Below are 26,125 nucleotides of genomic sequence, written 5' to 3'. Positions count from 1 at the left end.
CGCAGGGAATCTCAATTCAGTAGACGTCACGTACGTAGCGTTTCTCCGCAGCCAGTGCCTTGACGTACGCCTCGGCGCTACGGGGTGCCAGCTTCCCGTATTGCGCAACCACACCGCTCAGGGCGCCGTCGACGTCCTTGGCCATCCGCTCCGCGTCACCACACACGTAGAAATGTGCGCCGTTCTGCAGCCACTCCCACAACAGCGCACCCCGCTCACGCATTCGGTCCTGGACGTAGATCTTCTCCGATTGGTCTCGGGAGAACGCGACGTCGAGTTCTGTGAGGAATCCGTCTCTGCGGAGCTCTTCGATTTCTTCGCGGTAGTAGAAGTCGGTAGCGGCGTGCTGTTCCCCGAAGAACAGCCAGTTCGGTCCGGTATGCCCCAATGCTCGTCGTTCGTGCAGGAAGGCCCGGAAGGGTGCGATGCCGGTGCCCGGCCCCACCATGATCATGGGAGCCGCAGGGTCCGACGGTGGCCGGAAATGACTGGATTTTTGCACGTAGATGCCGATGTCGTCACTACCGGCGTAATCGGCCAAGTACGTCGAGCACACCCCGCGCCGCGGGACACCCACGACGTTGTACCGGACGGCGGAGACAGTCAGCTGCACCTCGTTGGGATTCTCCTTCGGGCTCGAGGAAATCGAATACAGGCGCGGCTGAAGAGGTTTGAGCACACCGAGCCATTCGTCGACGGAAGCCCGGACCGGAGACTGGGCCAACACGTCGACGGATTGCCGGCCCCACGACCAATCCTTGAGCACGGCCTTGTTCTCCGGCTTCAGCAGCTCTGCCAGGTCCGTGTCCCGGGTTCGCTGATGCACGAATCGGAGCAGATCACTGTTGACGCGGGTGATCTCGAGGCGTTCGGAGAGCGCGGTGCGCAGCGTCATCGCGCCGTACTCCCCCAGCTCGACTGTGCTCTCGCCGTCGAGACCGGCGACCGAGAGCCATTCGTCCACGATCGGAGTGCTGTTGCGGGGCCAGACGCCCAGTGCGTCGCCGGCCTCGTAGCTGACGGTTCCCTCCGGCAGATGAAAGCCCAACTGACGCACGTCTTTTGTCGAACCCGGGCGATTGAGGACAACATTCCTGGTCAGGCTGGTAACCAGTGGTGATTTCTTGCTGTACTGGCGCGAACCGTCCGGCTGCGAACTCACCCGATCGGTTCCCGTGACAACAGGAGCCGACCGGTCCCCCACTGCAGTCGCGACCGCGTCCAACCAGCCGGCCGCGTCGTCCTCGTAGTCCGGTTCACAATCGACACGATCGACGATGCGGGTGGCGCCGAGTTCAGACAGCCGAGCGTCGAGTTTGCGCCCGTGACCACAGAAATCGTCGTAGTTGGAGTCACCGAAAGCGATGACGGAATAGCGGGTCCCGGCGAGCGAAGGCGCTTCGTCACCGGTCAGGGCGTCCCACAATCCGCTGCCGTTGTCCGGGGGGTCTCCGTCGCCGGTCGTGCTGGTGATCAGCAGCAGTTCACGAGTGTACGCGAGGTCTGCGACCGAGAACTCATCCATCCCGTACACCCGCACCGGCAAGCCGGCTCCCCCCAGCCGAGACGCGCAGGCTGCGGCAAATTCCTCGGCATTGCCGGTTTGCGACGCCCAAAGCACCACGATCTGCTCCCGCTGTGCGTGGGGCGACGGGGGGCCACCCGAAACGAGAGAACTCCCGGACCGGTCCGCGTCGGGAATCGCCGTTCGTGAGTACAACCCGGCCAGGACACCGTCGACCCACATCCGCTTACCCGAGTCGAACGGCGCGGTCGGCGGCAAGGTCGGAACCCCGGGCGTGCGGTCGGCATCCGATCGCAGCGCGGCGAGCAGACCGGCAAGATACTGCTGTTCGAGTGGATCGAATGCTGGTGCAGGCGTATCGGTTTGACCGAGAACATCAGCGAGAACGTCGACCCTCGACGCGTGCGTGTCCCTCTCTACGGGAGTAGCTTCCGGTGCGCTCACGGCGACCTTGGTCAAGGTGACAGCACAGGCCTTGAATTCCGGTTGCTGCGACGCCGGATCGATTGCATCGTTGGTGACGGCGTTGATGGTCAGGTTTTCACCGAATGCGTCGTTCCAGTGAAATGGTGCAAAGCAGTTCCCCGGACGCACCCGGTCGGTAACCAGGGCGGGCAGCACCGCGCGGCCGCGGCGTGAGGCAACCTCGATCGCGTCCTTGTCGGCGATACCGAACCGGGCGGCGTCGTCGGGATGCATTTCGACAAATGGACCCGGGTTGAGTTTGTTGAGTTTGGCGACCTTGCCGGTTTTGGTCATCGTGTGCCACTGATGTGCGAGACGGCCGGTGTTGAGCAGGAACGGGTAGTCGTCGTCGGGCATTTCTGCGGGCAGCATGTGCGGCCGGGCGAAGAACGACGCGCGGCCACTGGCGGTGGGGAACGCGAGGCGCGGCGTACTGCCGTCTTCCCGAACCAGCAATTGCTGACTGACACCGTCATTGACGTAGCGGATGGGGTGGCGGTCCTGATCACTGTCGGGTGGGCACGGCCATTGGATCGAGTTCTTGCGGAGGCGATCGTACGTGACGCCCCGCAGGTCGTAACCGGTCTTCGGATTCCAGAACTGCTTGATCTCCTCGAACACCTCCTCGGCACAGGTGTAGGTGAATGCATCGGCATAACCCATCTCGCACGCGATCCGGGCGATGATCTGCCAATCCGGTAGTGCTTGGCCGACCGGGTCAAGTGCCTGCTGGAAGAGCGTCAGGTTGCGTTCGGAGTTGATCATCACTCCATCCGATTCGGTCCACAGTGATGCCGGGAGCAGGACGTCGGCGTATTCGTTCGTTTCGGTGCCGAGGAACGCGTCCTGGGTGATGACGAGCTCAGCCTTCTCCAATCCTGCGAGTACCGTCTTTCGATTGGCCACCGTCGCAACGGGATTGGTGCAGATGATCCAGCACGCTTTGATCTCTCCGGCCGCCATCCGGGTGAACATGTCGATGGTTCCACCGCCGACGTCCGTGCGTAGCGACCCGTGTGGGATGCCCCACCGGTCCTCCACGAATTCACGGTCACCGTCGAACATCACTGCACGCTGACCAGGCAAACCTGGCCCCATGTATCCCATTTCGCGGCCACCCATGGCGTTCGGCTGACCGGTCAGCGAGAACGGGCCACTACCGGTCTTACAGATCGCGCCGGTCGCGAGATGCAGGTTACAGATGGCGTTGGTGTTCCACGTTCCGTGGGTGCTCTGATTCAAACCCATTGTCCAGCAACTCATCCAGTTGCCGGCCTCGCCGATCAACCGGGCGGCAGCGCGGATGTCAGCCTCGGGAATGCCGGTGATCTCGGCGACCTTGTCCGGCGTGTACTCCGCGAGGAAGCTGGGCATGACCTCCCAGCCTTCGGTGAACTCGGCGATGAACTCGGGATCGGTGTGACCGTTCTCGACCAGGAGGTGCAACAGTCCGTTGAGCAGCGCAAGATCCGTGCCGGGTGCAATCTGAAGAAACAGATCCGCCTTGTCGGCAGTGGCGTTGCGTCGAGGATCGACGACGATCAACGTTGCACCCGCCTTGACCCGTTCCATCATCCGCAGGAACAGGATCGGATGGCAGTCCGCCATGTTCGCGCCGATCACGAAGAACACGTCCGCATGTTCGAAGTCCTGGTAGGAACCGGGCGGTCCGTCGGCGCCCAGGGACTGCTTGTATCCGGTGCCGGCACTGGCCATGCACAGCCGAGAATTGGATTCGATCTGGTTGGTTCCGATAAATCCCTTGGCCAGTTTGTTCGACAGGTACTGGGCTTCGAGAGACATCTGCCCCGACACGTACAACGCAACGGAATCCGGGCCGTGCTCGTCGACCATCGCGCGCAGACGGTGTGCCGTCTCGGTGATCACAGCATCGATGTCCGCTGCCTCGATCGCACCCCCGCGACTGGGCCGCAGGTAGGCGGACTCCATGCGCCCTGGGCCGGCCAACATGTCCGCGGTCGTGGTGCCCTTAGTGCACAACCGCCCGAAATTCGTGGGGTGAGTCTTCAGACCCGACGACTGTGCCGCTTTTCTCCGTCCCGTTTCCGGGTCTGTGATGATGTCGAGCACCAGACCGCAACCCACTCCGCAGTATGCGCACAGTGTGTCGACCCTGGTATTTCCGAGTTGAGTAGTTCCGAGCTGAGTAGTACCGAGTTGAGCGCCCATCGTTCCTTGCATCCCTTCGACCGAGAATCAAGGTCGATGTTGATCATCGGATGCCGATGTTTCGAGCCTTCGTACCCGACGTTGCGGGTCAATCACTCTTTCCTCACGGCGGACGCTACCGCGATGTGAGGGCCGGCAAACCCATCAGCCGAGGATCTCCGGAAGGGAGACGTCCTCACCCAGGATGTGCTCGGACAGGAAGGCGATCACCACCTCGTACCAAATCTTGGTGTGGGTCGGTTTGAGGACCCAGTGGTTCTCGTCCGGGAAATAGAGAAAACGGTGATCGGTCTTTCCGTCAGCGTCGGCGGGCAATCCGGACTCCGCAAGAAGTTCGTACCAGAGCCGCAGCCCCTCGCCGATCGGAACGCGGTAGTCCTTGTCACCGTGAATCACCAACATCGGGGTGTTGATATCCGCCACGTAGAGGTGCGGTGAGTTCTCGACAGCCATTTCCGGTGACATTTCCCGTTGCCAGTACCACGCCGAATCCGTCGTCGGACCGAATTGATCCAGAGCCCACAGGCTCGCGTGGGTGACAATCGCGTCGAACCTGTCGGTATGGCCCGCAATCCAATTCGCCATGTAACCGCCGAATGAACCGCCCATCGCACCGGTGCGGTTCGGGTCGATCTCGGGAAGTGCCACGGCGGCATCGGTGACGGCCATCAAGTCGGTGAAGGGAGCTTTGCCCCACTGCCCCCACCCGCGCTGCACGAAATCCTGGCCGTATCCCGTGGACAGGGCTGGGTCCGGCAACAACACCGCGTACCCCTTTGCCACCAACAGCCAGGGGTTCCACCGCCACGACCAGGTGTTCCACGAATTCAGCGGACCGCCGTGCACCCACAGCAGCAGCGGCACCGGCGCGTGAGCCGCGGCCCCGGTCGGCAACGCCAGCCAACTCCGAACCTGCGTCCCGTCTTGAGCCCTGGCGCTGATTTCCGTCAAAGTGCCGGGCAGCTCCGGCAACGCGTCGGGCCCGCGCAACGGCAACACCTCACCCGAGCGAAGAGTAATGCGCACCACGCGCGGCGGAGCCTCGTACGATGCCCGAAGCGCGTAGAGAAACTCGCCGTCCGCAGACACTCGAATGTCGGTGTAAGCGGCAGCGTCCTTGGTCAGCCGCACGGGCTGACCCCACAGATCGATCGTGAAGACGGGCCCGCGACCGCCATCGTCGGCAGTGACGACCAGGCCCGATCCGTCCGAGAGCCACGCGAGCGACGTCGGCCGGCGATCCCAGCCGTCGGCAACAGCGGTCACGGCACCGGTCCGGAAATCGTAGAGCCCCAAGGACACTCGTGGCGCATGGTCCGGAGTTGTGAGAGTTTCGCGAATGAACGCGACGCGAGTGCCGTCCGGGGAGACGGACGGACTGTGCACGTCGGCCTCGGCATCGTCCACGAGTGTGGCTCGGTCCCCGCTCACCGTGTCGATCCGCACAATGGTCGAGCGACGGGCAGCGCCGGAATCTCCGACGGCCCACGTGGACACGACAAACAATCCGTCAGCGCTGATCGACATCGAACCCTCGCGCAGCGCCGCACCAGCGCTCGGTGTCACGTCGCGCAGAACAACAGCACCCTCCGAATCGGATTCCCCGACAACAAGATGTGGTTGATCCGGACCTAGATCGTGATCCCAGTGCCGCACCGGATATCCGGTGTGCAGCATGGCCGTGACCTTGCCGTCCTTGCGGGCCGTGCGGATCTCGTCGTCGTGCTCGAGACCACGAGCCGACGCCATCACCGGGGTGTGCGCAACAAAGGTCGGGGCGGACCGCGCGGCCGTCACCGACGACACGCCGCTGCCGCGACTGCACACCACGCTCGCCTCACCACCGTCGGCGGGCAACCGCCACAGTGCCGGTTGCGGCGAGTCCTCCCCCGGTACGGAACGTGTTGCGGTGAAAAGGATGTCGCCGTCGAAGGCAAACGTGGCACCGGACTCGCCGGTTGTGCCCCAGGTCAATCGCCTGGCCGGCCGACGGCCTTGCGTATCCAATTCCCACAGTGATGACACGTATTCGGTCCCGGTGTCGTCGAGAACTGCCCGCCCACAGATCAGCATCGAACCGTCCGGTGAGAGTGCCAGACCCGACAACCTCGGCAAGGCGATGTAATCATCCAACTCGTCGAACGGCGTACCGCCGTGCAGTTCAGGCAACATCACTTCGGCTCCCGCAGCATCTTCGGTTCCCGCAGCATCGGATAAACGGTTGGTCCTCCGTTTGGTATGACGATTTCATCGGTCACTTCGAACCCGAAACGGTTGTAGTACGGGATGTTCTCCTTCTTACTGGATTCGAGATAGGCCGGTATCCGATCGCGATCGCACCGATCAAGCCTCGAGTTCAGCAGCGCCTTGCCGTACCCGCCGCCGCGCGCCTGCGCTCCGGTGCCAATGGTGGCGAGATACCAGTGCGGCGTCTGTGGGTGAGCCTTCTCGAGGACCCCACCCACTTCGGCACCCACCATCATGCGGGTACCCAACGCACGCACTACCGCCGGAAAACTGATCACGGACTCCCACGTCGACTGCTTCCATCGCCCCGGAGGATCCCAGAGCGCCGCTCCCCCGATCACGCCGTTCTCGTCGACCGCTACTTCCGACCCACCGCCGGCCAAGTGGTGATATCGAACTTCGGCGGCAAAAAAACGTGCCAACCGCGCGCGTCGAGACTCCTCGTCGGGCAGTATCCACACCATCAACGGGTCATCCTCGAACGCGTCTGCAAGGACTTCTGCAAGTGCTGGAATATCCGCAGTTTCGGCCGGCCGCACGCTCACACCCATCGTGCGAGCGTACCGGCAAGGCGCCGCGACACACATTTCCGCATTCATGGCATACCCGACGCATTCGGGAGAGTATGGAGTCATGACGCGCAAGGGCCCCATCAACGACATCGACGAGTCCGACCTCGAGGTCACACACCCGAAGGATTACGCTGCCGGCGTTCCCGCTGTCCTCGTCTCGTTGCAACGTGGTGTCGAACAGATGGGCGCACTCCGGACTGTGCGGACCTTGACCAGACTCAATCAACGCCACGGTTTCGACTGCCCCGGCTGCGCGTGGCCCGAAACCCCAGGTCACCGCAAGCCCGCCGAGTTCTGTGAGAACGGCGCAAAGGCCGTTGCCGAGGAAGCTACTCTGCGCACCGTCACACCGGAGTTCTTCGCCGAGCACTCGATCGCGGAACTCGACGGCAAGACCGACTTCTGGCTCGGGCAGCAAGGACGCCTGACGCACCCGATGGTGCTCACTCCCGGTGCGACGCACTACCAACCCGTCGACTGGGACGGCGCCTACGCGCTGATCGCCGATCACCTGACTTCCCTGGCCTCCCCCGACGAAGCCGTGTTCTACACGTCCGGTCGCACCTCCAACGAGGCCGCGTTCCTGTACCAGTTGATGATTCGCAGTTACGGCACGAACAACATGCCGGACTGCTCGAATATGTGTCACGAATCGTCGGGCAGCGCCCTCACCGCGTCGATCGGCATCGGCAAGGGTTCGGTGACGGTTCCCGATCTCGAGAACGCCGACCTCATCCTCATCGCCGGGCAGAACCCCGGCACCAATCACCCTCGAATGCTCTCGACCCTCGAGAAGGCAAAGGGCAACGGCGCCAAGATCATCGCGGTCAACCCGCTCCCCGAGGCCGGACTTCGACGGTTCAAGGATCCGCAGAAGGTCTCCGGCGTGGTCGGTCACGGGGTCGACATCGCCGACGAGTTCCTGCAGATTCGTCTCGGTGGCGACATGGCCTTGTTCCAGGGGCTGGGCAGACTTCTACTGGAGGAAGAGGACCGCAACCCGGGTACGGTCGTCGACCGCGCGTTTGTCGACACGTATTGCGCGGGCTGGGACGACTACGAAAAGAACGTTCGCGCTGTTGATCTCGACACCGTTCTCGAAGCAACCGGGCTGACGATGGCGCAACTGACGGAAACGGCGTCGGCCCTCGCTCGTTCCGAACGCACCGTCATCTGCTGGGCGATGGGCCTGACGCAGCAGGCACACGGCGTCGCGACCATCGAGGAAGCCGTCAATCTGCTGCTGATGCGCGGAATGATGGGCAAGCCAGGCGCCGGAGTCTGCCCCGTTCGCGGACACTCCAACGTTCAGGGCGATCGAACGATGGGCATCTGGGAAAAGATGCCGGAAGAATTCCTGGCTGCTCTCGACACCGAATTCAAGATCACTGCGCCGCGAAAGCACGGCTGGGACACCGTCGACGCGATCCGGGCCATGAACGCCGGCAAGGCAAGCTTCTTCATGGCAATGGGCGGCAACTTCATCGCGGCCAGCCCCGATACAGCGGCCACCGAAACCGCGCTGCGCCAATGCGAGCTCACCGTTCAGGTCTCCACCAAATTGAACCGCAGCCACGTTGTTCACGGGCAGACCGCGATCATCCTCCCCACCTTGGGCCGCACCGACCTCGACGTCCAAGCCGGCGGCAAACAGCTGGTATCCGTGGAGGATTCCATGTCGATGGTGCACCTCTCGCGCGGGCGACTCACCTCGGTCAGCCCGTACCTGCGCAGTGAAGTTGCGATCATCTGCCAACTGGCACGCCATCTTCTCGGCGACGAGCACTCCGTGCGCTGGTCCGCCTTCGAAGGAAACTACGACCTGATCCGCGACTCCATCTCACGCGTCGTGCCGGGCTGCGAGAACTACAACACCCGCGTCCGCCAACCCGACGGTTTCCAATTGCCACACCCTCCGCGCGATTCCCGCGAATTCCACACGCACACCGGCAAAGCCAACTTCGGCATCAACGAACTGCAGTGGCTGCCCACCCCCAGCGGCCGGTTGATTCTCCAGACCATGCGCAGCCACGACCAGTACAACACCACGATCTACGGCCTCGACGATCGTTACCGCGGGATCAAGGGCGGCCGCAAGGTCATCCTCGTCAACGCCGACGACATCACCGCACTCGGATTCCGCGACGGCGACCTCGTCGACATCGTGTCCGAGTGGACAACACCTGACGGCACACTGGAAGAGCGTCGGGTCACGGAATTCCGCATCGTCTCCTACGACACTCCGCGCGGCAACGCTGCGGCCTACTACCCGGAGACCAATCCCCTCGTCCCCCTCGAACATGTTGCAGCCAAATCGAACACGCCGGTTTCGAAGGCCGTCACCGTTCGACTCGAAGCATCAGGCGCCTGACATGGGCCGAGTCACCGCACGAACACCGGTAGTTCGAATCTCAGGAGATCGAGTCGTCACCCGCCCCGACACGCTTGCCGTCGAGGAACCACTCGAAATGCGGGTCGGCGGTCAGGTGCTGGCGGTGACGATGCGAACACCGGGCAACGACGTCGATCTCGTGCACGGATTTCTTCTCAGCGAGGGCATCATCGCCACCCGTGACGACGTCAGCATCGTTCGCTACTGCGACGGCGTCGACGAGAACGGTGCCAACACGTACAACGTCCTCGACATCGCTCTGGCTCCCGGAGTGCCGTTGCCGGATCACACCACGGACCGAAATACCGTCATGAGTTCTGCGTGCGGTGTCTGTGGCAAGACCTCACTCGACGCCGTCCGGACAACCACCAAACACCCGTTGGTCGGCGACACCACCACCGTCCGTTCGACCACGCTGTCGACGATGCCGCTCACGCTTCGACAACGACAACGCATCTTCGAGACCACCGGCGGCCTGCACGCAGCCGGATTGTTCACCACCACAGGCGAACTGCTTGCTCTTCGCGAGGACGTCGGCCGTCACAATGCGGTCGACAAGGTGATCGGCTGGGCCGTCACCGACGGCCGGGTACCCCTGTACGACACGATCTTGATCGTCAGTGGGCGGGCGTCGTTCGAACTCGTCCAGAAGGCGGTGATGGCGGGCATCCCGATCATTGGTGCCGTCTCGGCGCCGTCGTCACTGGCTGTGGAGCTGGCAAAGGAGTCGGGACTGACGCTCGCCGGTTTCATCCGCGGCGATTCGATGAACGTCTACTCGCACCCGCACCGAGTTGCCGTTGTGCCTACTCCGCGCGCAGCTGAGCCGACAGCCGCACAGCGGAGTTGACCTCGCCGTAGCCTTCGTAACCACCCACGCGGTGAACGACCTCGAAGAACAGGTCAGCGCCGACAGTCGGAGTGAAGAGGTGGAAGAACTCGCCGTGAGCGTCCGCGTCGTAGAGAATTCCCGCGCCGCGCATGCGGTCGAGCAGTTCGGCATTGAGACCGAAGCGCGCTTCGAGATCCTCGTAGTAATTCGGTGAAATGGGAAGCGGTGCATAACCCCAGTCCGCCATGGTGGCGGCAGCAGCGAAGATGTTCTCACACGAGAAGGCAACATGGCTGACGCCGCCGCGGCGGACGGCGGGCAACCCACTTCGGCTGCCGTCCACCATGTTCAGCGAAATACGCAGCGTATTCCCGGAACCGTCTTGAACGAGCGTGAGCGCTTGGCTTCGCATGAGTCCGACGGAATCGGTGACGTCCAAACCCTCATGCGGATGCATCTCGAAGACCGACCGCAGGAGCAGCATGACGGAGTCCCAACTCTCGGCCGGGACTGCAAGAGCAACATGGTCGATACCCGTGAGCACCGACGCCTCCGCGCGGTTGCGGGCTGCCGAGAGTGGATAGATATCGAACGCCGATTCCCACGCTGCCGCACTGCCGGGGCCGCGGAGATCGATCGACGTCGCATCGGTGACCTTCAGGCGGACGACGTCCGGAACTTCGGCATTCTCGTCCGCCGAACCTGGCAGTCGCACCTGTTCGACCGGTACCTCCAACGCGAGTGCTCGCCGGCCCCACACTGCGGGTTCACTTGCGCGGATACCGATCTGAGTGAGAACCGGCAGGTCGGCCGGGAGACCGGGCGCGCTCCACACTGTTCCTGCCGTCGCGTCGACGGCGATGGTCAGGAGCCCGTGGCGCCACAACTGTAGATCATGATCGCGATGGCGTCCGACCAGGTGAAAGCCCACCGAAGACAGCATGGTGTGGAGCTGATCCTGCTTGGCCGGTCCCGCCGCGACGCGCAGCGAGACGATCCCTTCGAGCGGAGTCCGCTCCGGTGCCGTGAACAACTCGGGTCCATCCCCGATCGACACGGCGGCAGACACCTGCTCCTCCAAGTGGAGCAGCGACCGGTGAGCGTCGACTGCCGTTCGCTGTGTGTCGGCCCGGCGAAACACGTCGTTGAAGATTTCGAGTGACCACGGTCCCGTATAGCCGGCGGCGTGGACGTGCCCGGCAAAGGTGCTCAGGTCGAAGCTGCCCTGCCCCGGGAAGTTTCGGTGATGCCTGCTCCACTGAAGGATGTCCATCGCCATGAACGGTGCATCGGCCAGCTGCAGGAAAAATATCTTCTCCCCGGGGATATCCCGGATTCCAGCGGGATCGTCACCGCGGGAAAGGATGTGGAAGCTGTCCAAGCACGTTCCGAGTGACGGATGATCGACTTCCTCGACGATTTTCCACGCATGCCGGTAAGTATTGACGTGTCCGCCCCAGGCCAACGCCTCGTACGCCACCCTCTTGCCGAGCTCGGAGGCCAGCTCTGCCAACGCCGAGAATTGCTCCACCAACTGGCCGTCGTCATGGCTTGCAGTCGGCAGGGGCGAGGAACACACAAGCAGTGTTTCGCAGCCCAGCTCTTCCATGAGCTCGAACTTCCGCTGCGCCCGAACAAGATTCCGGGCGAACTGATCCTCGCTGCGGGAATCGAAATCACGGAACGGTTGATACAGATCCAGGGTAAGCCCCAGATCCGCTGCGCGCGTGCGCAGTTCCTTCGGAGACCACGGCGAGGCGACAAAATCCGGTTCGAACACCTCAAAACCGTCGAAGCCCGCCGCGGCAATCGCCACCAGCTTTTCTTCGAGGGTGCCACTGAGTGACACGGTTGCTATCGACGTTCGAACCGGCGTGTTCATCGGGCCACCGCCGCCTGCTCGCCCTGGACGAGGGCAGTCATGTGGGCGAGCATCCGATCACTGTCCGGTTCGATACCGGTGAAGATCCGGAAGGCATCGACGGCTTGGAACACGGTCATCCCGCCGCCGCTGAGCGTCGGGGCACCGATCAAGCGCGCCTGACGGAGGAGCTCTGTTTCGAGGGGGCGGTACACGATCTCCGCAACCCACAGGTCCGGGCGCAGAAGATCCGGGGAGAAAGCCATACCGGGGTGTGCGGCCATTCCCATCGGGGTGGCATGAATCAACCCGTCGGCGCCGGCGAGAGCATCGGCCAGGTCGTCGGTGTGCTTCGCTACCACGCTCTGAGTGGGAAACTGCACTGCCAACGTCCTCGCAAGTTCCTGCGCCCGAGCAAGACTCGAATCCACCAACGTCAGCACGCGAGCTCCGCGCGTCAGCGCCGCATACGCAACGGCAGCACCCGCGCCGCCGGCTCCGAGCTGGACCACCCGGTCCAGCTTCGCGCCGGGGAGTCCCGTGTCGAAGTTACGTCCGAAGCCGGACCAGTCGGTGTTGTGGCCGATCGCTTTGCCGCCGTCGAAGAGAACCGTATTGACGGCTCCGAGTTTGGCTGCATCAGGCGACAATTCGTCGAGATGCTCGATCACCAACTGCTTGCACGGGTGGGTGATGTTGAGGCCGCGGAAGCCGAAACGCTTGGCGTAGGTGAGCAGTTCACCGATATCCGACGGTGCCAGTCCCATCACGTCGAGATCGAGGATGCGGTAGACGTACGGCAGAGACTGCGCCCGTCCCTCCTCCTCGTGCATGATCGGCGTCAAGGAGGCACCGATTCCGGTGCCGATCAGACCACAGAGAATTGTCTCGCTCATCAGTTCTCTTCTCCTCTGATGCAGACGAACTCGACTGCGGCGCTGTACCCGTCGATCCCCAGCCCGCAAATAACAGCGTCTGCAATTCCGGACACATAGGAGTGCTGACGGAAGTCTTCACGCCTGTGAATGTTACTGATATGAACCTCGACAACGGGAGCTTCCAGCGTGACCAACGCATCCCGTAACGCGATCGACGTGTGCGAATAGCCGCCGGGGTTGATCACGATGCCGGCCACCCTTCCGCGCGCTTCGTGTATCCAGTCGATGAGCTGACCCTCGTGATTCGATTGCTTCGCCTCGACGACGGCACCGAAGTTGGCGGCCGCGACCTCGCACCGGGCAACCACGTCATCGAGGGTGTCCCGACCGTAGAACTCCGGTTGACGCTGCCCCAACAGATTGAGATTGGGTCCGTTGAGAACCAGGATCGGTCTTGCTACTGCCATCGGGTCACCTCGAAGCTAATGTACGAACAGCTAATGTACGAACTAGTGAGTTAATCCATTGGACACTACTCCCCCGACGCGCGCTCGACAAGGAACTCACGCAACTCCGTCGCAGATAGAGTGAGGTTCATGGTCTCCGAGCACTCCGCGAATGCACTGGCATCCAAGCCCGAGAAACGACGTCGAAACAGCGACCTCACCCGAGTGAACATCATCGCCGTCGCGACCGAGGAGTTTGCCGACAAGGGTTTCGCCGGGGCCCGCGTGGACGAGATCGCCACCAAGACTCACACCACAAAACGCATGATCTACTACTACTTCACCGACAAGGAAGGGCTGTACAAGTCGGTTTTGGAACACGCGTACAGCGTGATCCGCGCGCAGGAGCGTGAACTCGATCTCGAGGGCCTGGATCCGACGGCAGCTGTTCGCGCCCTTGCAGAACTCACCTTCGATCACCACGAGCAGCACCCGAACTTCATTCGTCTGGTGGCCAACGAGAACATGCTGCGCGGCGAGTACATCGAGAAGTCCGAAGTGCTCAGCGGACTCGGTGCTCCCGCTGCGGATCTGGTGTCACAGATCCTCCTCGACGGTCAGAAGGCCGGCACGTTTCGAGGCGACGTCGACGCCCTCGACGTGCACATGCTGATCAGCAGTTTCTGCGTATTTCGCATCGCCAACCGCTACACATTCAAAGCACTCTTCGACCGCGACCTCATTGCCCCGACGCATCGCGAGCACTTGCGAACCATGGTCGGCGACATGGTCGTCGCTTTCCTGACGGCGCCTACCCCCGCCTGACCGACTTCGAAGCACTTGCTACCAGGGAGGACACACGTGACCGACAACAGCGCGCACGGACTTTCACTCGAGGACAAGGCTTCCTTGACCTCGGGATCGGATTTCTGGCACAGCCAGGCAGTCGCCGGAATTCCGTCGATACTCTTGACCGACGGCCCTCACGGCGTTCGTAAACAACCCGAAGGCGGTGACGCGCTCGGACTCGGCCAGAGCATCCCGGCCACGTGTTTTCCGCCGGCCGTCGGACTCGGTTCGTCCTGGAATCTCGACCTCATCCGCCGCGTCGGCGAAGCGCTGGGCGACGAGGCCAAAGCCGAGCAGGTCTCGGTCCTTCTCGGCCCCGGCATCAACATCAAACGATCCCCCTTGTGCGGCCGGAACTTCGAGTACGTCTCCGAGGATCCCTTCGTATCCGGCCGAGTGGCCGCCGCACTGATCACCGGCATTCAGTCCCGCGGGGTCGGCACGTCGCTCAAGCATTTTGCCGCCAATAACCAAGAACACGACCGCATGCGGGTCAGCGCCGATATCGACGAGCGAACCCTGCGAGAGATCTACCTCGCGGGATTCGAGTACGCGGTCACCATGGCAGCGCCCACCACGGTGATGTGCTCGTACAACAAGATCAACGGCGTCTACGCGAGCCAGAACCATTGGCTGCTCACCGAAGTTCTGCGCGAGCAGTGGGGATTCGACGGCCTTGTCGTCTCCGATTGGGGAGCCGTGAACGACCGGGTTGCGGCGATTGCCGCCGGCCTGGATCTGGAGATGCCGCCCTCGGGCACCGACGGACGGATCGTCGACGCCGTACGCAGCGGCGACCTTGACGAATCCATCGTGACCACAGCTGCCGAGCGCGTGGCGACGCTGGTCGGCCGTACCGCCGGCGCTCGGATCGAGGGCCACACCTACGACGCTGCACGTCACCACGAGCTTGCCCGGACCGCTGCCACCGAATCCGCGGTCCTCCTCGAGAACGACGGAGAGCTCCTCCCCCTGACGCCGGGAGGGCAGACCGTCGCCGTCATCGGCGAGTTCGCGTGCAGTCCGCGGTACCAGGGCGCCGGCAGTTCGCAGGTGGTACCGACCACCCTCGACAACGCGCTGGACGCAATCCTGGCCATCGCGGGTTCCGACCGCGTGACCTTCGCTCCGGGATTCACCTTCGACGGCAGCCCAGATCGAGACAAAGTCACCGAAGCCGTCGACGCTGCCCGCAGGTCGGACGTCGCCATCCTCTTCCTCGGCCTGCCGTCAGCCACCGAATCCGAGGGGTTCGACCGCTCGGACATCGACCTGCCCGCCGACCAGATCGCCCTGCTGAAAGCAGTGCACAGCGCCAATCCGAACACCGTCGTCGTCCTGTCCAACGGTGGCGTCGTGTCGATCAACCCGTGGCGCACGTACGCCGCCGCCATCCTCGAAGGATGGCTTCTCGGCCAGGGCGGCGGCTCCGCGATCGCCGACATCCTGTTCGGCCTCGTCAACCCGTCCGGCCACCTCACCGAGACGATTCCCCTTCGGCTGCAAGACAACCCGTCATACCTTCACTTCCCGGGATCCGCGCAACACGTCCGATACGGGGAAGGGCTGTATGTGGGATATCGCTACTACGACTCCGTGGACCACGACGTTGCCTACCCCTTCGGCTTCGGGCGCAGCTACACCACCTTTGCCGTCACCGATACCGCCGTCGTCGCCGGCGAAAACTCTGCCGAGGTTGCGGTGACCGTACTCAACTCCGGTGATCGAGCCGGTAGCACGGTTGTCCAGGTGTACGTCCATGACGCGAGCTCTGCCGTCGACCGCCCCGCTCAAGAGCTGAAGGGCTTTGCCAAGGTCCACCTCGAACCCGGGGAATCGACAACCACGACGATCACACTCGACCCGCGCGCATTTGCCTACTGGTCCGCCCGGGACCAGGACTGGGCCGTCGAAGCCGGTGACTACGACGTTCGCGTCGGCTTCTCCTCACGCGATATCGCAACCACCGACAGGATCACCCTGCCGGGAAACATCGGCGTTCGCCCGCTGAACTCGATGTCGACCATCGCCGAGTGGTTCGCACATCCGGTCGGAGGCGCAGTACTCGGCGCTGCGATGGCCGCTGCCGCCACCGAAGATTCCCCGCCGATAGCGCCCGAACTGATGGCCATGGCCGGCTCCATGCCGCTCGGCAAACTCGCGGCCTTCGGCCTGGGCATCACAGAGGAGCAAGTCGCCGAACTGGTCGCGGCCACACAGCAGCCTCAACCATAACTCTCTGAACTGGGGTTTTAACAACCAACCGAAGCGTAGCTAGATTTTTATGAACTATTTGGTTAATAATCTTGTGTAGTCGGTGTGGCGTCAGTTACATTCTGTGTATCGCTCTCCGCACAAACGTTCAGAGTACGAACAAGTACGCCGAACACCACGTAGCGGATGTAGAGCCCTCCACTTTCGCTTCCACCAGGAGATGAGCATGTCAGCTAGTACGGTTACACCACCGTCGGGACCTGAGGCAGGGCACTTGCCCACAACAGACACCACCAAGGTGAAACGCGCCGCTACGTCGTCGTTCCTCGGCAGCATGCTCGAGTACTACGACTTCTACATCTACGCATCAGCCGCCGCACTCATCTTCCCGACGGTCTTCTTCCCCGACAGCGGGCACGCGGCACTGCTCTCCCTCGCGACATTCGGAGTTGCCTACGTCGCGCGACCCGTCGGCGACGTGGTCCTCGGACACTTCGGCGACCGCGTCGGACGCAAGAAGATCATGCTGCTGACACTCATCATGATGGGCGCGGCCACCTTCTTCATCGGGTGTATCCCGAGCGCCGACTCGATCGGAGTGTTCGCTCCGATACTGCTCGTGCTGATGCGCATCGCTCAGGGCATCTCCGCAGCCGGCGAGCAGAGTGGCGCGAGCTCACTCACTCTCGAACACGCACCGGAAGGTCGACGCGCCTTCTTCTGCAGCTGGACGCTCAACGGCACTCAAGCCGGATTCATCCTCGCCAGCCTGGTATTTCTCCCCATCGCCGCACTGCCCGACGACATTCTCTACACCTGGGGCTGGCGAATCCCGTTCTGGGGCAGCCTGATCGTTCTCATTGCCGCCTACATCATGCGACTCAAGCTCGAAGAGCCCGAAGAGTTCATCGAGCAGCAGGAATCCAAGGCCGTTGCCAAGCTCCCCGTCGCCGACCTGCTTCGCACACACAGCGCAAACCTGGTCCGCGTCATCTGCTGCGCCTTCATCGCCGTCGTGTCGACCATCTTCTCCGTGTTCGGTCTTGCCTTCGCTACCACTGAAGAAGTGGGAATCCCCAAGTCCACGATGCTGTGGGTTGCCATTGCCGCAAACGCTGTTGCACTGATCAGCCAGCCTGCCTGGGCGATGTTGTCCGACCGAATCGGCCGTCGACCGCTCTTCATCGGTGGCGCACTGGGCAGCGCAGTCTTCATCTACGTCTACTTCGGCGCGATCGCCAGCGGCAACGTTCCGCTCATCTTCCTTGCCGCCATCGGATTGATGTCCGTCTTCTACGCGGCACCCAACGCCATCTGGCCGTCGTTCTACTCCGAGATGTTCAACACCAAGGTTCGCTACTCCGGCATCGCGATCGGAACCCAGGTCGGATTTGCACTAGCCGGATTTGCACCCGCTATCGGCAACGCTCTGATGGGCGGCGACAAGACCCACTGGATGCCCGTCGCAATTCTGACATCCGTCGCCTGCGTCATCTGTGCGATCTCCGCCTTCACCGCCAAGGAAACCTTCCGCACGCCGCTCAAGGAACTCGGCAACCCGATCTAGCCGAACACCCCACATATGACTGTGGCCCGGTATCTCGCGAGAGATGCCGGGCCACAGTTGTTTTGACGTAAAGCCTGATTTGATGTTAAGCCGTCTTGTCGCGGCGTTCGCCGCGCTCAGGCTTGCGCGGGACGATAGTCGGCAGAACATTGTCGATGACGGTCTCGGCAGTCACCACAACCTTCTCGACATCGTCGCGACTGGGGATGTCGTACATCACGGGGAGAAGGACTTCTTCCATGATGGCGCGCAGCCCACGGGCTCCGGTGCCACGGAGGATGGCCTGATCCGCAATCGCGTCGAGGGCTTCCTCGGTGAACTCGAGTTCGACGCCGTCCATGTCGAACAGTCGTCGGTACTGCTTCACCAGAGCGTTCTTGGGCTCGGACAGAATCTGGACGAGCGACGCCTTGTCGAGGTTGGTGACCGACGCGATCATCGGCAGACGGCCGATGAACTCGGGAATCAGACCGAACTTGATCAGATCTTCCGGCATGACCTCGGCAAAACGGTCGACTGTGTCGAGTTCTGCCTTGGAGCGAACCTCGGCACCAAAACCGATACCGCGCTTGCCCACCCGATCGGACACGATGCGCTCGAGGCCGGCAAACGCACCGGCAACGATGAACAGCACGTTCGTGGTGTCGATCTGGATGAATTCCTGATGCGGATGCTTACGTCCACCCTGCGGCGGAACGCTGGCCTGCGTGCCTTCGAGAATCTTGAGCAGAGCCTGCTGAACACCTTCGCCGGAGACGTCCCGGGTGATCGACGGGTTCTCGCTCTTGCGAGCGATCTTGTCGACCTCGTCAATGTAGATGATGCCGGTCTCGGCGCGCTTGACGTCGTAATCCGCAGCTTGAATCAGCTTGAGCAGAATGTTCTCGACGTCTTCACCGACGTAACCCGCCTCGGTCAGGGCCGTTGCGTCCGCAATCGCGAACGGAACGTTGAGCATCTTCGCCAAGGTCTGCGCGAGATACGTCTTACCGCAGCCGGTGGGGCCGAGCATCAAGATGTTGGATTTTGCGAGTTCGACGGTTTCACCGCGGGCATCGCGGCCCTTGTCGCCGGCCTGAATACGCTTGTAGTGGTTGTACACAGCCACTGCGAGCGTCCGCTTGGCGGAGTCCTGACCGATGACGTAGTTCTCGAGGAAATCGCGGATTTCCGCGGGCTTCGGCAGCTCGTCGAGTTTGACCTCGCTTGACTCGGCCAGTTCTTCTTCGATGATCTCGTTGCAGAGGTCGATGCACTCGTCGCAGATGTACACCCCGGGTCCTGCAATGAGTTTCTTGACCTGCTTCTGGCTCTTACCGCAGAAAGAACACTTGAGCAGATCCCCGCCGTCGCCGATGCGTGCCATCTCGTGAGGTCCCTACTTCCTTCATGTACGTGCACTCGCCAGAACGCAGATCCAGAACCAGCCCGTGATGTGACGGTACCCGTTGTTCCGAACCACGGTCGACCTGTTGTCGGCGATTCGTCGACGGATTATCAAGAATATTGTCGGGGAAATGGTTCAGGCACGTCTTCCACCTGCTACTTCCCGACCGATCCGCCTCGCATCGCGCACCGAATATCGGTGGTCGACACGAGGCGGAAATCGACTACTTCTGTGCGCTGAGCTTCCGGTACGCCAAAACGTCGTCGATGATGCCGTATTCCTTGGCCTGCTCGGCCGTGAGGATCTTGTCACGATCGGTGTCGACGCGGATCGTCTGCGGATCCTTGCCGGTGTGCAGAGCCAACGTGTTCTCCATGAGACGACGCATACGCTCGATCTCGGCTGCCTGGATCTCCAGATCGGAAACCTGGCCCTGGATCCCGCCGGTGGCCGGCTGGTGAATCAGGATGCGCGAGTTGGGGAGCGCAAAACGCTTACCCGGCGTACCGCCGGCGAGCAGAACGGCAGCAGCCGACGCGGCCTGGCCGAGGCAGACGGTGGAGATGTCTGCACGCACGTACTGCATCGTGTCGTAGATCGCCATCAGCGCAGTGAACGAACCGCCGGGCGAGTTGATGTACATCGTGATGTCGCGGTCCGGATCCTGCGATTCCAGAACCAACAGCTGCGCCATGAGGTCGTTCGCGGACACGTCGTCGACCTGCGAGCCGAGGAAGATGATGCGCTCCTCGAACAGCTTGTTGTACGGGTCGGACGTCTTGACGCCGTAGCTGGTCTGCTCCGTGAACTGGGGCAGGATGTAGCGCGACTGCGGGCCCGACGGCGCCTGGCCGCCCAGCGAGTTAGCTCCGAAAAGGTTTGTCATCAGTTCTCCAAAGTATGAATTGGGCAGCGATTGGACGGATCAACCGACTCAGTTGCCGGTGCCGCCGGCCTGATTCGCACGAGAGACGACATGGTCGACGAAGCCGTACTCGAGGGCTTCCTTCGCCGTGAACCAACGGTCACGATCCGAGTCAGCGGTGATCTGCTCGACTGTCTGACCGGTGTGCTGGGCGATCAGCTCGGCCATTTCACGCTTGGTGTGCTTGAACTGCTCGGCCATGATCGCGATGTCGCTGGCGCTACCACCGATACCGGCGGACGGCTGGTGCATCATGATGCGGGCGTGCGGCAGGGCGTAACGCTTGCCCTTGGTACCGGCGGAGAGCAGGAACTGCCCCATCGACGCGGCGAGACCCATGCCGAAGGTGGCGATGTCGCACTCCGCGAACTGCATGGTGTCGAAAATCGCCATACCGGCGGTGACGGATCCACCAGGCGAGTTGATGTAGAGCGAGATGTCTCGCGTCGGGTCCTCGGCCGAGAGAAGCAGGATCTGCGCGCACAGCTTGTTTGCGATGTCGTCGTCGACCTGGGTACCGAGGAAAATAATGCGCTCACGGAGCAAGCGCTCGTACACCGAGTCGCTGAGGTTCAACCCAGCGGTGGATGAAGTCATGGCGGGACTCTGCAAAGTCTCCAGGTGATTGGAAGTCACGGTACCTGCCTTCTATGTGGATCTTCTTTACCAAATATGAATTGCTGACACAGACACTAACCAAGTAGGGCGGCACCGGAGTCCCGGTGCCGCCCTACTTCGCTCAAAGCGGAAAACTCATTGCAGTCAATCGCGGTGAAAACACCCGATAACCTGCTTCTTTACTTGTCTTCGCTCTCGGCAGAATCAGACGCCTCTGCGTCCTCGTCATCCTTGCCGTTACCGAAAAGCTCAGCGGTGTCGACAGCAGCGCCGCTGCTGTCGGTGACGCCGGCAGCCTCGACGACGGCTGCGAGAGCCTTGCCGCGACGGACATCGGCGAACATCGCACCGAGCTGGTTGGCCTGCTGGATCTGCTGGATGAACTGCTCAGGAGCCATGCCGTAGCGCTGCGCCTGGAACAGGATGCGCTCGGTGAGCTCGTCCTGGCCGACGGTGACGTCGTTGGCGTCGGCGATGGAGTCGAGCAGGAGCTGCGTCTTGACGGAGCGCTCAGCGGCCTCCAACGTGTCCTTGTCGAACTCTTCGCGGCTGCTGCCCTGCTCTTCGAGAGCCTTGTTCAGAGCCTCTTCGTCGTGATCGAGACCGTGAACGGCGTCGTGCAGTGCAGCATCGACCTCAGCCTTGACGATGGCCTCGGGGAGCGGAACCTCGACGGTCTCGAGCAGCTGCTCGAGAACCTTGTCGCGGATCTGACCGGCCTGCTCGACCTTGCGGACGCGTCCGACGCGCTCGCGGAGGTCAGCCTTCAGTTCGTCGAGGGTGTCGAACTCGCTGGCGAGCTGAGCGAACTCGTCGTCCTCATCCGGAAGCTCGCGCTCCTTGACCGTCTGCACGGTCACGGTGACAACGGCTTCCTTGCCTGCGAAGTCACCGGCGACCAGAGTCGACGTGAAGTCCTTGGACTCCCCCGCCTTCAGGCCGATGATGGCTTCGTCGAGGCCCTCGATGAGCTGGCCCGAACCGACCTCGTGCGACAGTCCGCTGGCCGTAGCCTCGGCAACGTTCTCGCCGTCGACGGTGGCCGACAGGTCGATGGAGACGAAGTCGCCGTCCTCGACTGCGCGGTCGACGCCCGTGAGGGTGCCGAAACGCTGACGCAGCGAGAGCAGCTGCTCTTCAATGGCCTCATCGGTGATCTCGATCGGATCGACCGTGACGTTGATGGAGCTGAAATCCGGGAGTTCGATCTCGGGGCGCACGTCGACCTCGGCGGCGAATTCGAGGACGTCGCCGTCTTCGAGCTTCGTGACCTCGATCTCGGGCTGGCCGAGGGCCTTCACGCCGGCGCTGGTGACAGCCTCGGAGTAACGCGACGGCAGAGCGTCGTTGATGACCTGCTCGAGCACAGCGGCGCGACCGACGCGTGCCTCGAGGAGGCGGGCCGGGGCCTTGCCCGGACGGAAGCCTGGGAGACGAATCTGCTGCGCGAGGGCCTTGTAGGCCTTGTCGAAATCAGGCTTGAGTTCCGCGAAGGGCACCTCAACGTTGATACGGACTCGCGTCGGGCTGAGCTGCTCGACGGTGCTCTTCACGAAACTTCGCTCCTTCGTCTGGTCTTGCTCATAACTGGCTTACTGCAGGTATTCGGTCTTGCTCGTGTGGTCTTGCACGACACTCCACTCCTGCGTGTGCAGTAGTGGAGTCTCGTATACGTACTTGTCGGGATGACAGGATTTGAACCTGCGACCCTCCGCTCCCAAAGCGGATGCGCTACCAAGCTGCGCTACATCCCGTTACTCGCAAACATGCTTCTTACGAACACGCTCGCGAAAACAGCCGCGTACTTGCGACTGCGCCAAACCTTATCGCGCTCACTACTCTCTCACGAACCCGCCCACCATTTGTACACGGATAGCCGTAAGCACGTGCAGCCTGCATCCAGGTCGAAACTCCGGCCGGGCCACCACCAAACGGTGAACCACCAACACTCGCCGGAGATTTCCCCTGGTGAGAGCGCTTTCGACCCCCCGATTATGAAATCCGCACACGCATTGGGTACAGTTTCGAATCGCAGACGACGAACACGGCGATCCCGAGTTCGCGTGTGCACGGGGATGTAGCTCAATGGTAGAGCCTCAGTCTTCCAAACTGATCACGCGGGTTCGATTCCCGTCATCCCCTCCATCGGAGGGAAACTTCCACAAAGATCCGCACCGGCCTCGCCGGTGCGGATTTTTTGTTGCAGCGATCCGTATCCTGGAGTTGTCCGGATCGATACTGCTCGGAGGCCACCCGTGACCACGATTCTTCTCATCCTCGTCGTTCTGGCTGTTGTCGTGTTCCTGGTCATGAAGAGCCAGCAACGCGGTTCCACCCACAGTGCGACGCAACTCGACGACGCCAAAGCTGATGCCAGGCAGGCAATCGAGCGTCTCGGCGGCCAGGTGTACAACCTCACCGGCTCCGACGAACCGTCACGGCAAGCACTGGCCGACGCAGCCGAGCGCTACACCGCGGCGGGATCGCAGATCGATCAGGCCGCCACACCCGTTCAAGCACGACTCGCGAAACAGACTGCGCTGGAAGGGCTTTACTACATTCGCGCGGCCCGAGTCGCCATGGGAATGGATCCGGGTCCCGACGTTCCCACCATCGACGGCCAGAAAGCCGCGGGCGCGGTGACCGAATCCCGGGAGGTCGAGTTCGAGGGCCGCAAGGTCGCGGCATCGCCTACCCCGTCGTCGCGTACCCCCAACTACTACCCCGGCGGACGCGTTGCCGGCCGGCCCGTTCCGGCCGGTTGGTACTCCGAACCGTGGTGGAAACCCGCCCTCGTCGCGGGTGCCTGGGGACTGGGTTCGATGATGCTGTTCTCGACCATGTTCTCGGGAATGGCCGGAGTTCCTTACGGCGCAGAGGCTTTCGCTGCGGGTGGCGATCCCGGCGCGGACCAGGGCGCCGCAGATCAAGGTGATACGGGCGATCAGGGCTACGACCAAGGCGACCAGGGCTACGACTCAGGTGACAGCGGCTACGGCGACAGCGGCGGGATGGACTTCGGCGGGATGGACTTCTAGACCGCCTGGCACACCGGGCACCAGAACAGGTTTCGTGCCTTCATGACGGAATGCAGGACCGGTGCCCCGCAGACCCGGCAGGGTGATCCAGCGCGCCGGTACACGTAGGTGCGTGGACGATCCTTGGCGTAGGCCGGATCACCGTTGTCGTGCTCGGCGCGCACGACGTGCATTTTTCCGCGTCGCACGCCGACTTTCATGAGTTCGACGAGATCCGCCCACATGGCAGTCCATTCGTCGTGGGTGACGAGGTTACCGGGGCGTTCAGGGTTGATGCCGTGGCGGAACAGCAATTCGGCGCGGTAGACGTTGCCCACACCGGCCAGCACCGCCTGGTCCATGAGCAATGCGCCGATTGCCGTCTTGGACTTCGAGATTCGCGCCCACGCCTTCTGCGGGTCGGCGTCGCGGCGCAGTGGATCGGGGCCGAGTCTGGCTTCGATAGCGGCTACCTGCGGCGGCAGCAGGACTTCACAGGCGGTGGGACCACGAAGGTCGGTGCCGAAACCGGCACCGACCATTCGCATCCGGACCTGCCCCACCGGTTCTTCCATCGGGAGGGCGCTGTCGGTGAACTTTCCGTACAAACCGAGGTGCACGTGGACGATCAGACCGTTGTCGTACGTGTGCCAGAGGTGTTTGCCCCAGGCATCCGACGACGTGAGTACATGCCCGTCCACCAATGCCGCGTCCGTGGCGAATCGCCCTTGCGGGCTGAGTACGCGGACTGGTGAACCGACAAACTTCTTGGCATGCAACCGTGCCAATCGATGCAGGGTATGACCTTCTGGCACGGGACTACTTCTCGATCAGGCTTGCGGCAATGCCGGTGCGACGCCGGTCTTCTCATACTCCGAGAGGATGTCGATGCGACGCTGGTGACGCTCTTCGCCGGACCACTCGGTGGCGAGGAAGGCGTCGACGATAGCCAGCGATTCCTCGAGGGAATGCATGCGTCCACCGATGCCGATGAGCTGTGCCTTGTTGTGCTCGCGGGCCAGCTTGGCGGTTTCGACGCTCCATGCCAGTGCGCACCTGGCGCCGGGAACCTTGTTGGCGGCGATCTGCTCGCCGTTACCGCTTCCGCCGAGGACGATGCCCAGGCTTCCCTCGTCGGCGACTACCCGCTTGGCTGCCTCGATGCAGAATGCCGGGTAGTCGTCCACGGCGTCGTACTCGTGTGCACCACAGTCGATGGCCTCGTGGCCATTGGCAGTGAGATGTTCGATGATCTCGTTCTTACGTTCGAATCCGGCATGGTCGGCACCCAGGTATACGCGCATGGGGACAATTCTCTCAGGCTCATCCCCCGGCGCGCACCCGGCCCTCACACTGCTGGACTCAGTCGAACTGGGGGTCTTCGTTGCGCGTGCGCTTGAGTTCGAAGAAGTGCGGGTAGCTCGCCAGCGCAACTGCGCCGTCCCACACTCGGCCGGCGTCCTCGCCGCGCGGGATGCGCGAGAGAACCGGGCCGAAGAAGGCAACGCCGTTGACGTGGATGGTGGGAGTTCCGACGTCGGGGCCAACCGCGTCCATGCCCTCATGATGGCTCTCACGCAGGGCTTCGTCGTACTCGGTCGACTCGGCTGCGTCGGCAAGTTCAGCCGGGAGGCCGACCTCGTCGAGTGAACGCTTGATGACGTCGGCAAAGTCCTTGTTGCCTTCGTTGTGAATCTTGGTTCCCATGGCCGTGTACAGCGGCAGCAGGATATCGTCGCCCTTCAGCTTCGCAGCGGCGATCGCGACGCGCACCGGTCCCCATGCCTTGGTCATCATCTCGCGATACTCCTCGGGCAGGTCACGTCCTTCGTTGAGGACGGCCAGACTCATGACGTGGAATTTCGCGTCGATATTGCGCACCTGCTGCGCTTCGAGGATCCACCGCGAGGTGATCCAGCACCACGGGCACAGAGGATCGAACCAGAAATCAGCTCGATCGGCACTCTTGTTCTCGACTGCACTCACGTAAATAACTCCCTATCGGTCACGGTCCTCGCGGGAACGAACATTTGCGTACCCCGCCATGGCAACAATCATCCTCCACCAATCCTTCCCACATACTCCCGAACCACCTTCTCTCACCAGTAATGTCGAAAGAACACGAGTGCGAAGGAGTGGT

19 protein-coding genes and 2 tRNA genes are annotated in these 26,125 nt (G+C 62.4%); 7 read left to right on the top strand and 14 right to left on the bottom strand.

The annotated features are described in order from the left end of the window. Nucleotides 1-16: 16 nt before the first annotated feature. The 3 genes from V2B23_RS22690 to V2B23_RS22680 form a co-directional block, all read right to left on the bottom strand. On the bottom strand, nucleotides 17-4,180 hold the full coding sequence (locus V2B23_RS22690; RefSeq protein ID WP_430952389.1) for a molybdopterin-dependent oxidoreductase: 4,164 nt from the start codon (nucleotides 4,178-4,180) through the stop codon (nucleotides 17-19). Between the two features lie 144 nt (nucleotides 4,181-4,324). After that, nucleotides 4,325-6,352: a S9 family peptidase gene (locus tag V2B23_RS22685; RefSeq protein WP_430952602.1), complete on the bottom strand. Its 2,028-nt coding sequence runs from the start codon at nucleotides 6,350-6,352 to the stop codon at nucleotides 4,325-4,327. Continuing rightward, entirely contained in the window at nucleotides 6,352-6,978 is a 627-nt protein-coding gene (locus tag V2B23_RS22680; RefSeq protein ID WP_430952388.1) for a GNAT family N-acetyltransferase, read from the bottom strand. Before V2B23_RS22680 ends, V2B23_RS22685 begins: the two co-directional genes overlap by 1 nt. An 82-nt stretch (nucleotides 6,979-7,060) precedes the next feature. Between V2B23_RS22680 and V2B23_RS22675 the strand changes: the two genes are divergently transcribed. Together V2B23_RS22675 and fdhD are read left to right on the top strand one after the other, a co-directional pair. Then, on the top strand, nucleotides 7,061-9,370 hold the full coding sequence (locus tag V2B23_RS22675; protein ID WP_430952387.1) for an FdhF/YdeP family oxidoreductase: 2,310 nt from the start codon (nucleotides 7,061-7,063) through the stop codon (nucleotides 9,368-9,370). A gap of 1 nt (nucleotide 9,371) precedes the next feature. Further along, on the top strand, nucleotides 9,372-10,241 hold the full coding sequence (fdhD, locus tag V2B23_RS22670) for a formate dehydrogenase accessory sulfurtransferase FdhD (protein WP_430952386.1): 870 nt from the start codon (nucleotides 9,372-9,374) through the stop codon (nucleotides 10,239-10,241). Here the strand turns inward: fdhD and V2B23_RS22665 are convergent. The 3 genes from V2B23_RS22665 to aroQ are packed head-to-tail and all read right to left on the bottom strand — an operon-like array spanning nucleotide 10,198 to nucleotide 13,429. Further along, nucleotides 10,198-12,105 (bottom strand): TIM barrel protein, encoded by a 1,908-nt coding sequence (locus V2B23_RS22665; protein WP_430952385.1) that lies wholly within the window; start codon nucleotides 12,103-12,105, stop codon nucleotides 10,198-10,200. The genes fdhD and V2B23_RS22665 overlap by 44 nt on opposite strands. After that, the gene (locus tag V2B23_RS22660) at nucleotides 12,102-12,980 is read right to left on the bottom strand and encodes a shikimate dehydrogenase (protein ID WP_430952384.1); all 879 of its coding nucleotides are present in this window, start codon (nucleotides 12,978-12,980) and stop codon (nucleotides 12,102-12,104) included. Before V2B23_RS22660 ends, V2B23_RS22665 begins: the two co-directional genes overlap by 4 nt. Continuing rightward, nucleotides 12,980-13,429, bottom strand: coding sequence for a type II 3-dehydroquinate dehydratase (gene aroQ, locus V2B23_RS22655; RefSeq protein WP_430952383.1), 450 nt, complete (start codon nucleotides 13,427-13,429; stop codon nucleotides 12,980-12,982). Before aroQ ends, V2B23_RS22660 begins: the two co-directional genes overlap by 1 nt. 129 nt (nucleotides 13,430-13,558) lie before the next feature. Here aroQ and V2B23_RS22650 point away from each other — a divergent pair, with 129 nt between their 5' ends. The 3 genes from V2B23_RS22650 (at nucleotide 13,559) to V2B23_RS22640 (ending at nucleotide 18,038) form a co-directional block, all read left to right on the top strand. Next, nucleotides 13,559-14,233 (top strand): TetR family transcriptional regulator, encoded by a 675-nt coding sequence (locus V2B23_RS22650; protein ID WP_430952382.1) that lies wholly within the window; start codon nucleotides 13,559-13,561, stop codon nucleotides 14,231-14,233. 36 nt (nucleotides 14,234-14,269) lie between these two features. Then, a complete protein-coding gene (locus V2B23_RS22645) occupies nucleotides 14,270-16,492 on the top strand; it encodes a glycoside hydrolase family 3 C-terminal domain-containing protein (protein WP_430952381.1) in 2,223 nt (740 codons plus the stop codon). A gap of 205 nt (nucleotides 16,493-16,697) precedes the next feature. Further along, nucleotides 16,698-18,038: an MFS transporter gene (locus V2B23_RS22640; protein WP_430952380.1), complete on the top strand. Its 1,341-nt coding sequence runs from the start codon at nucleotides 16,698-16,700 to the stop codon at nucleotides 18,036-18,038. Between the two features lie 85 nt (nucleotides 18,039-18,123). Here V2B23_RS22640 and clpX read toward each other — a convergent pair whose 3' ends face one another. The 5 genes from clpX to V2B23_RS22615 form a co-directional block, all read right to left on the bottom strand. Further along, on the bottom strand, nucleotides 18,124-19,404 hold the full coding sequence (clpX, locus tag V2B23_RS22635; RefSeq protein ID WP_033232860.1) for an ATP-dependent Clp protease ATP-binding subunit ClpX: 1,281 nt from the start codon (nucleotides 19,402-19,404) through the stop codon (nucleotides 18,124-18,126). 244 nt (nucleotides 19,405-19,648) lie between these two features. Then, nucleotides 19,649-20,311 (bottom strand): ATP-dependent Clp protease proteolytic subunit, encoded by a 663-nt coding sequence (locus V2B23_RS22630; RefSeq protein WP_033232858.1) that lies wholly within the window; start codon nucleotides 20,309-20,311, stop codon nucleotides 19,649-19,651. Nucleotides 20,312-20,359: 48 nt separating this feature from the next. Further along, complete coding sequence (locus V2B23_RS22625; RefSeq protein WP_430952379.1) at nucleotides 20,360-20,947, bottom strand: ATP-dependent Clp protease proteolytic subunit; 588 nt, start codon at nucleotides 20,945-20,947, stop codon at nucleotides 20,360-20,362. 200 nt (nucleotides 20,948-21,147) lie between these two features. Then, the gene (gene tig / locus V2B23_RS22620; protein WP_430952378.1) at nucleotides 21,148-22,521 is read right to left on the bottom strand and encodes a trigger factor; all 1,374 of its coding nucleotides are present in this window, start codon (nucleotides 22,519-22,521) and stop codon (nucleotides 21,148-21,150) included. 127 nt (nucleotides 22,522-22,648) lie between these two features. Then, a tRNA-Pro gene (locus tag V2B23_RS22615) sits at nucleotides 22,649-22,722 on the bottom strand. A 317-nt stretch (nucleotides 22,723-23,039) separates the two neighbouring features. On the opposite strand from V2B23_RS22615, the gene V2B23_RS22610 reads away from it, so the two are divergent. Continuing rightward, nucleotides 23,040-23,113: transfer RNA gene (locus V2B23_RS22610), tRNA-Gly, on the top strand. Between the two features lie 164 nt (nucleotides 23,114-23,277). Then, nucleotides 23,278-24,006 carry a DUF1542 domain-containing protein gene (locus tag V2B23_RS22605; RefSeq protein WP_430952601.1) on the top strand — a complete coding sequence of 243 codons (729 nt, stop codon included), beginning with the start codon at nucleotides 23,278-23,280 and terminating at the stop codon, nucleotides 24,004-24,006. On the opposite strand, the gene V2B23_RS22600 is transcribed toward V2B23_RS22605, so the two are convergent. Genes V2B23_RS22600 through V2B23_RS22590 form a run of 3 tightly spaced genes read right to left on the bottom strand, consistent with a single transcriptional unit; the run spans nucleotide 24,003 to nucleotide 25,977 of the window. Beyond that, nucleotides 24,003-24,800: an Fpg/Nei family DNA glycosylase gene (locus V2B23_RS22600; RefSeq protein WP_430952377.1), complete on the bottom strand. Its 798-nt coding sequence runs from the start codon at nucleotides 24,798-24,800 to the stop codon at nucleotides 24,003-24,005. The two genes, V2B23_RS22605 and V2B23_RS22600, sit on opposite strands and share 4 nt — an antisense overlap. A gap of 15 nt (nucleotides 24,801-24,815) precedes the next feature. Beyond that, nucleotides 24,816-25,289, bottom strand: coding sequence for a ribose-5-phosphate isomerase (locus V2B23_RS22595; RefSeq protein ID WP_033232848.1), 474 nt, complete (start codon nucleotides 25,287-25,289; stop codon nucleotides 24,816-24,818). A 58-nt stretch (nucleotides 25,290-25,347) separates the two neighbouring features. After that, a complete protein-coding gene (locus V2B23_RS22590) occupies nucleotides 25,348-25,977 on the bottom strand; it encodes a DsbA family protein (RefSeq protein WP_430952600.1) in 630 nt (209 codons plus the stop codon). Nucleotides 25,978-26,125 lie beyond the last annotated feature (148 nt).

The sequence above is a fragment of the Rhodococcus sp. 24CO genome, assembly GCF_050586165.1.
Classification (GTDB): Bacteria; Actinomycetota; Actinomycetes; order Mycobacteriales; family Mycobacteriaceae; genus Rhodococcus_F.
This window is presented reverse-complemented; position numbering and strand designations above follow the sequence as displayed.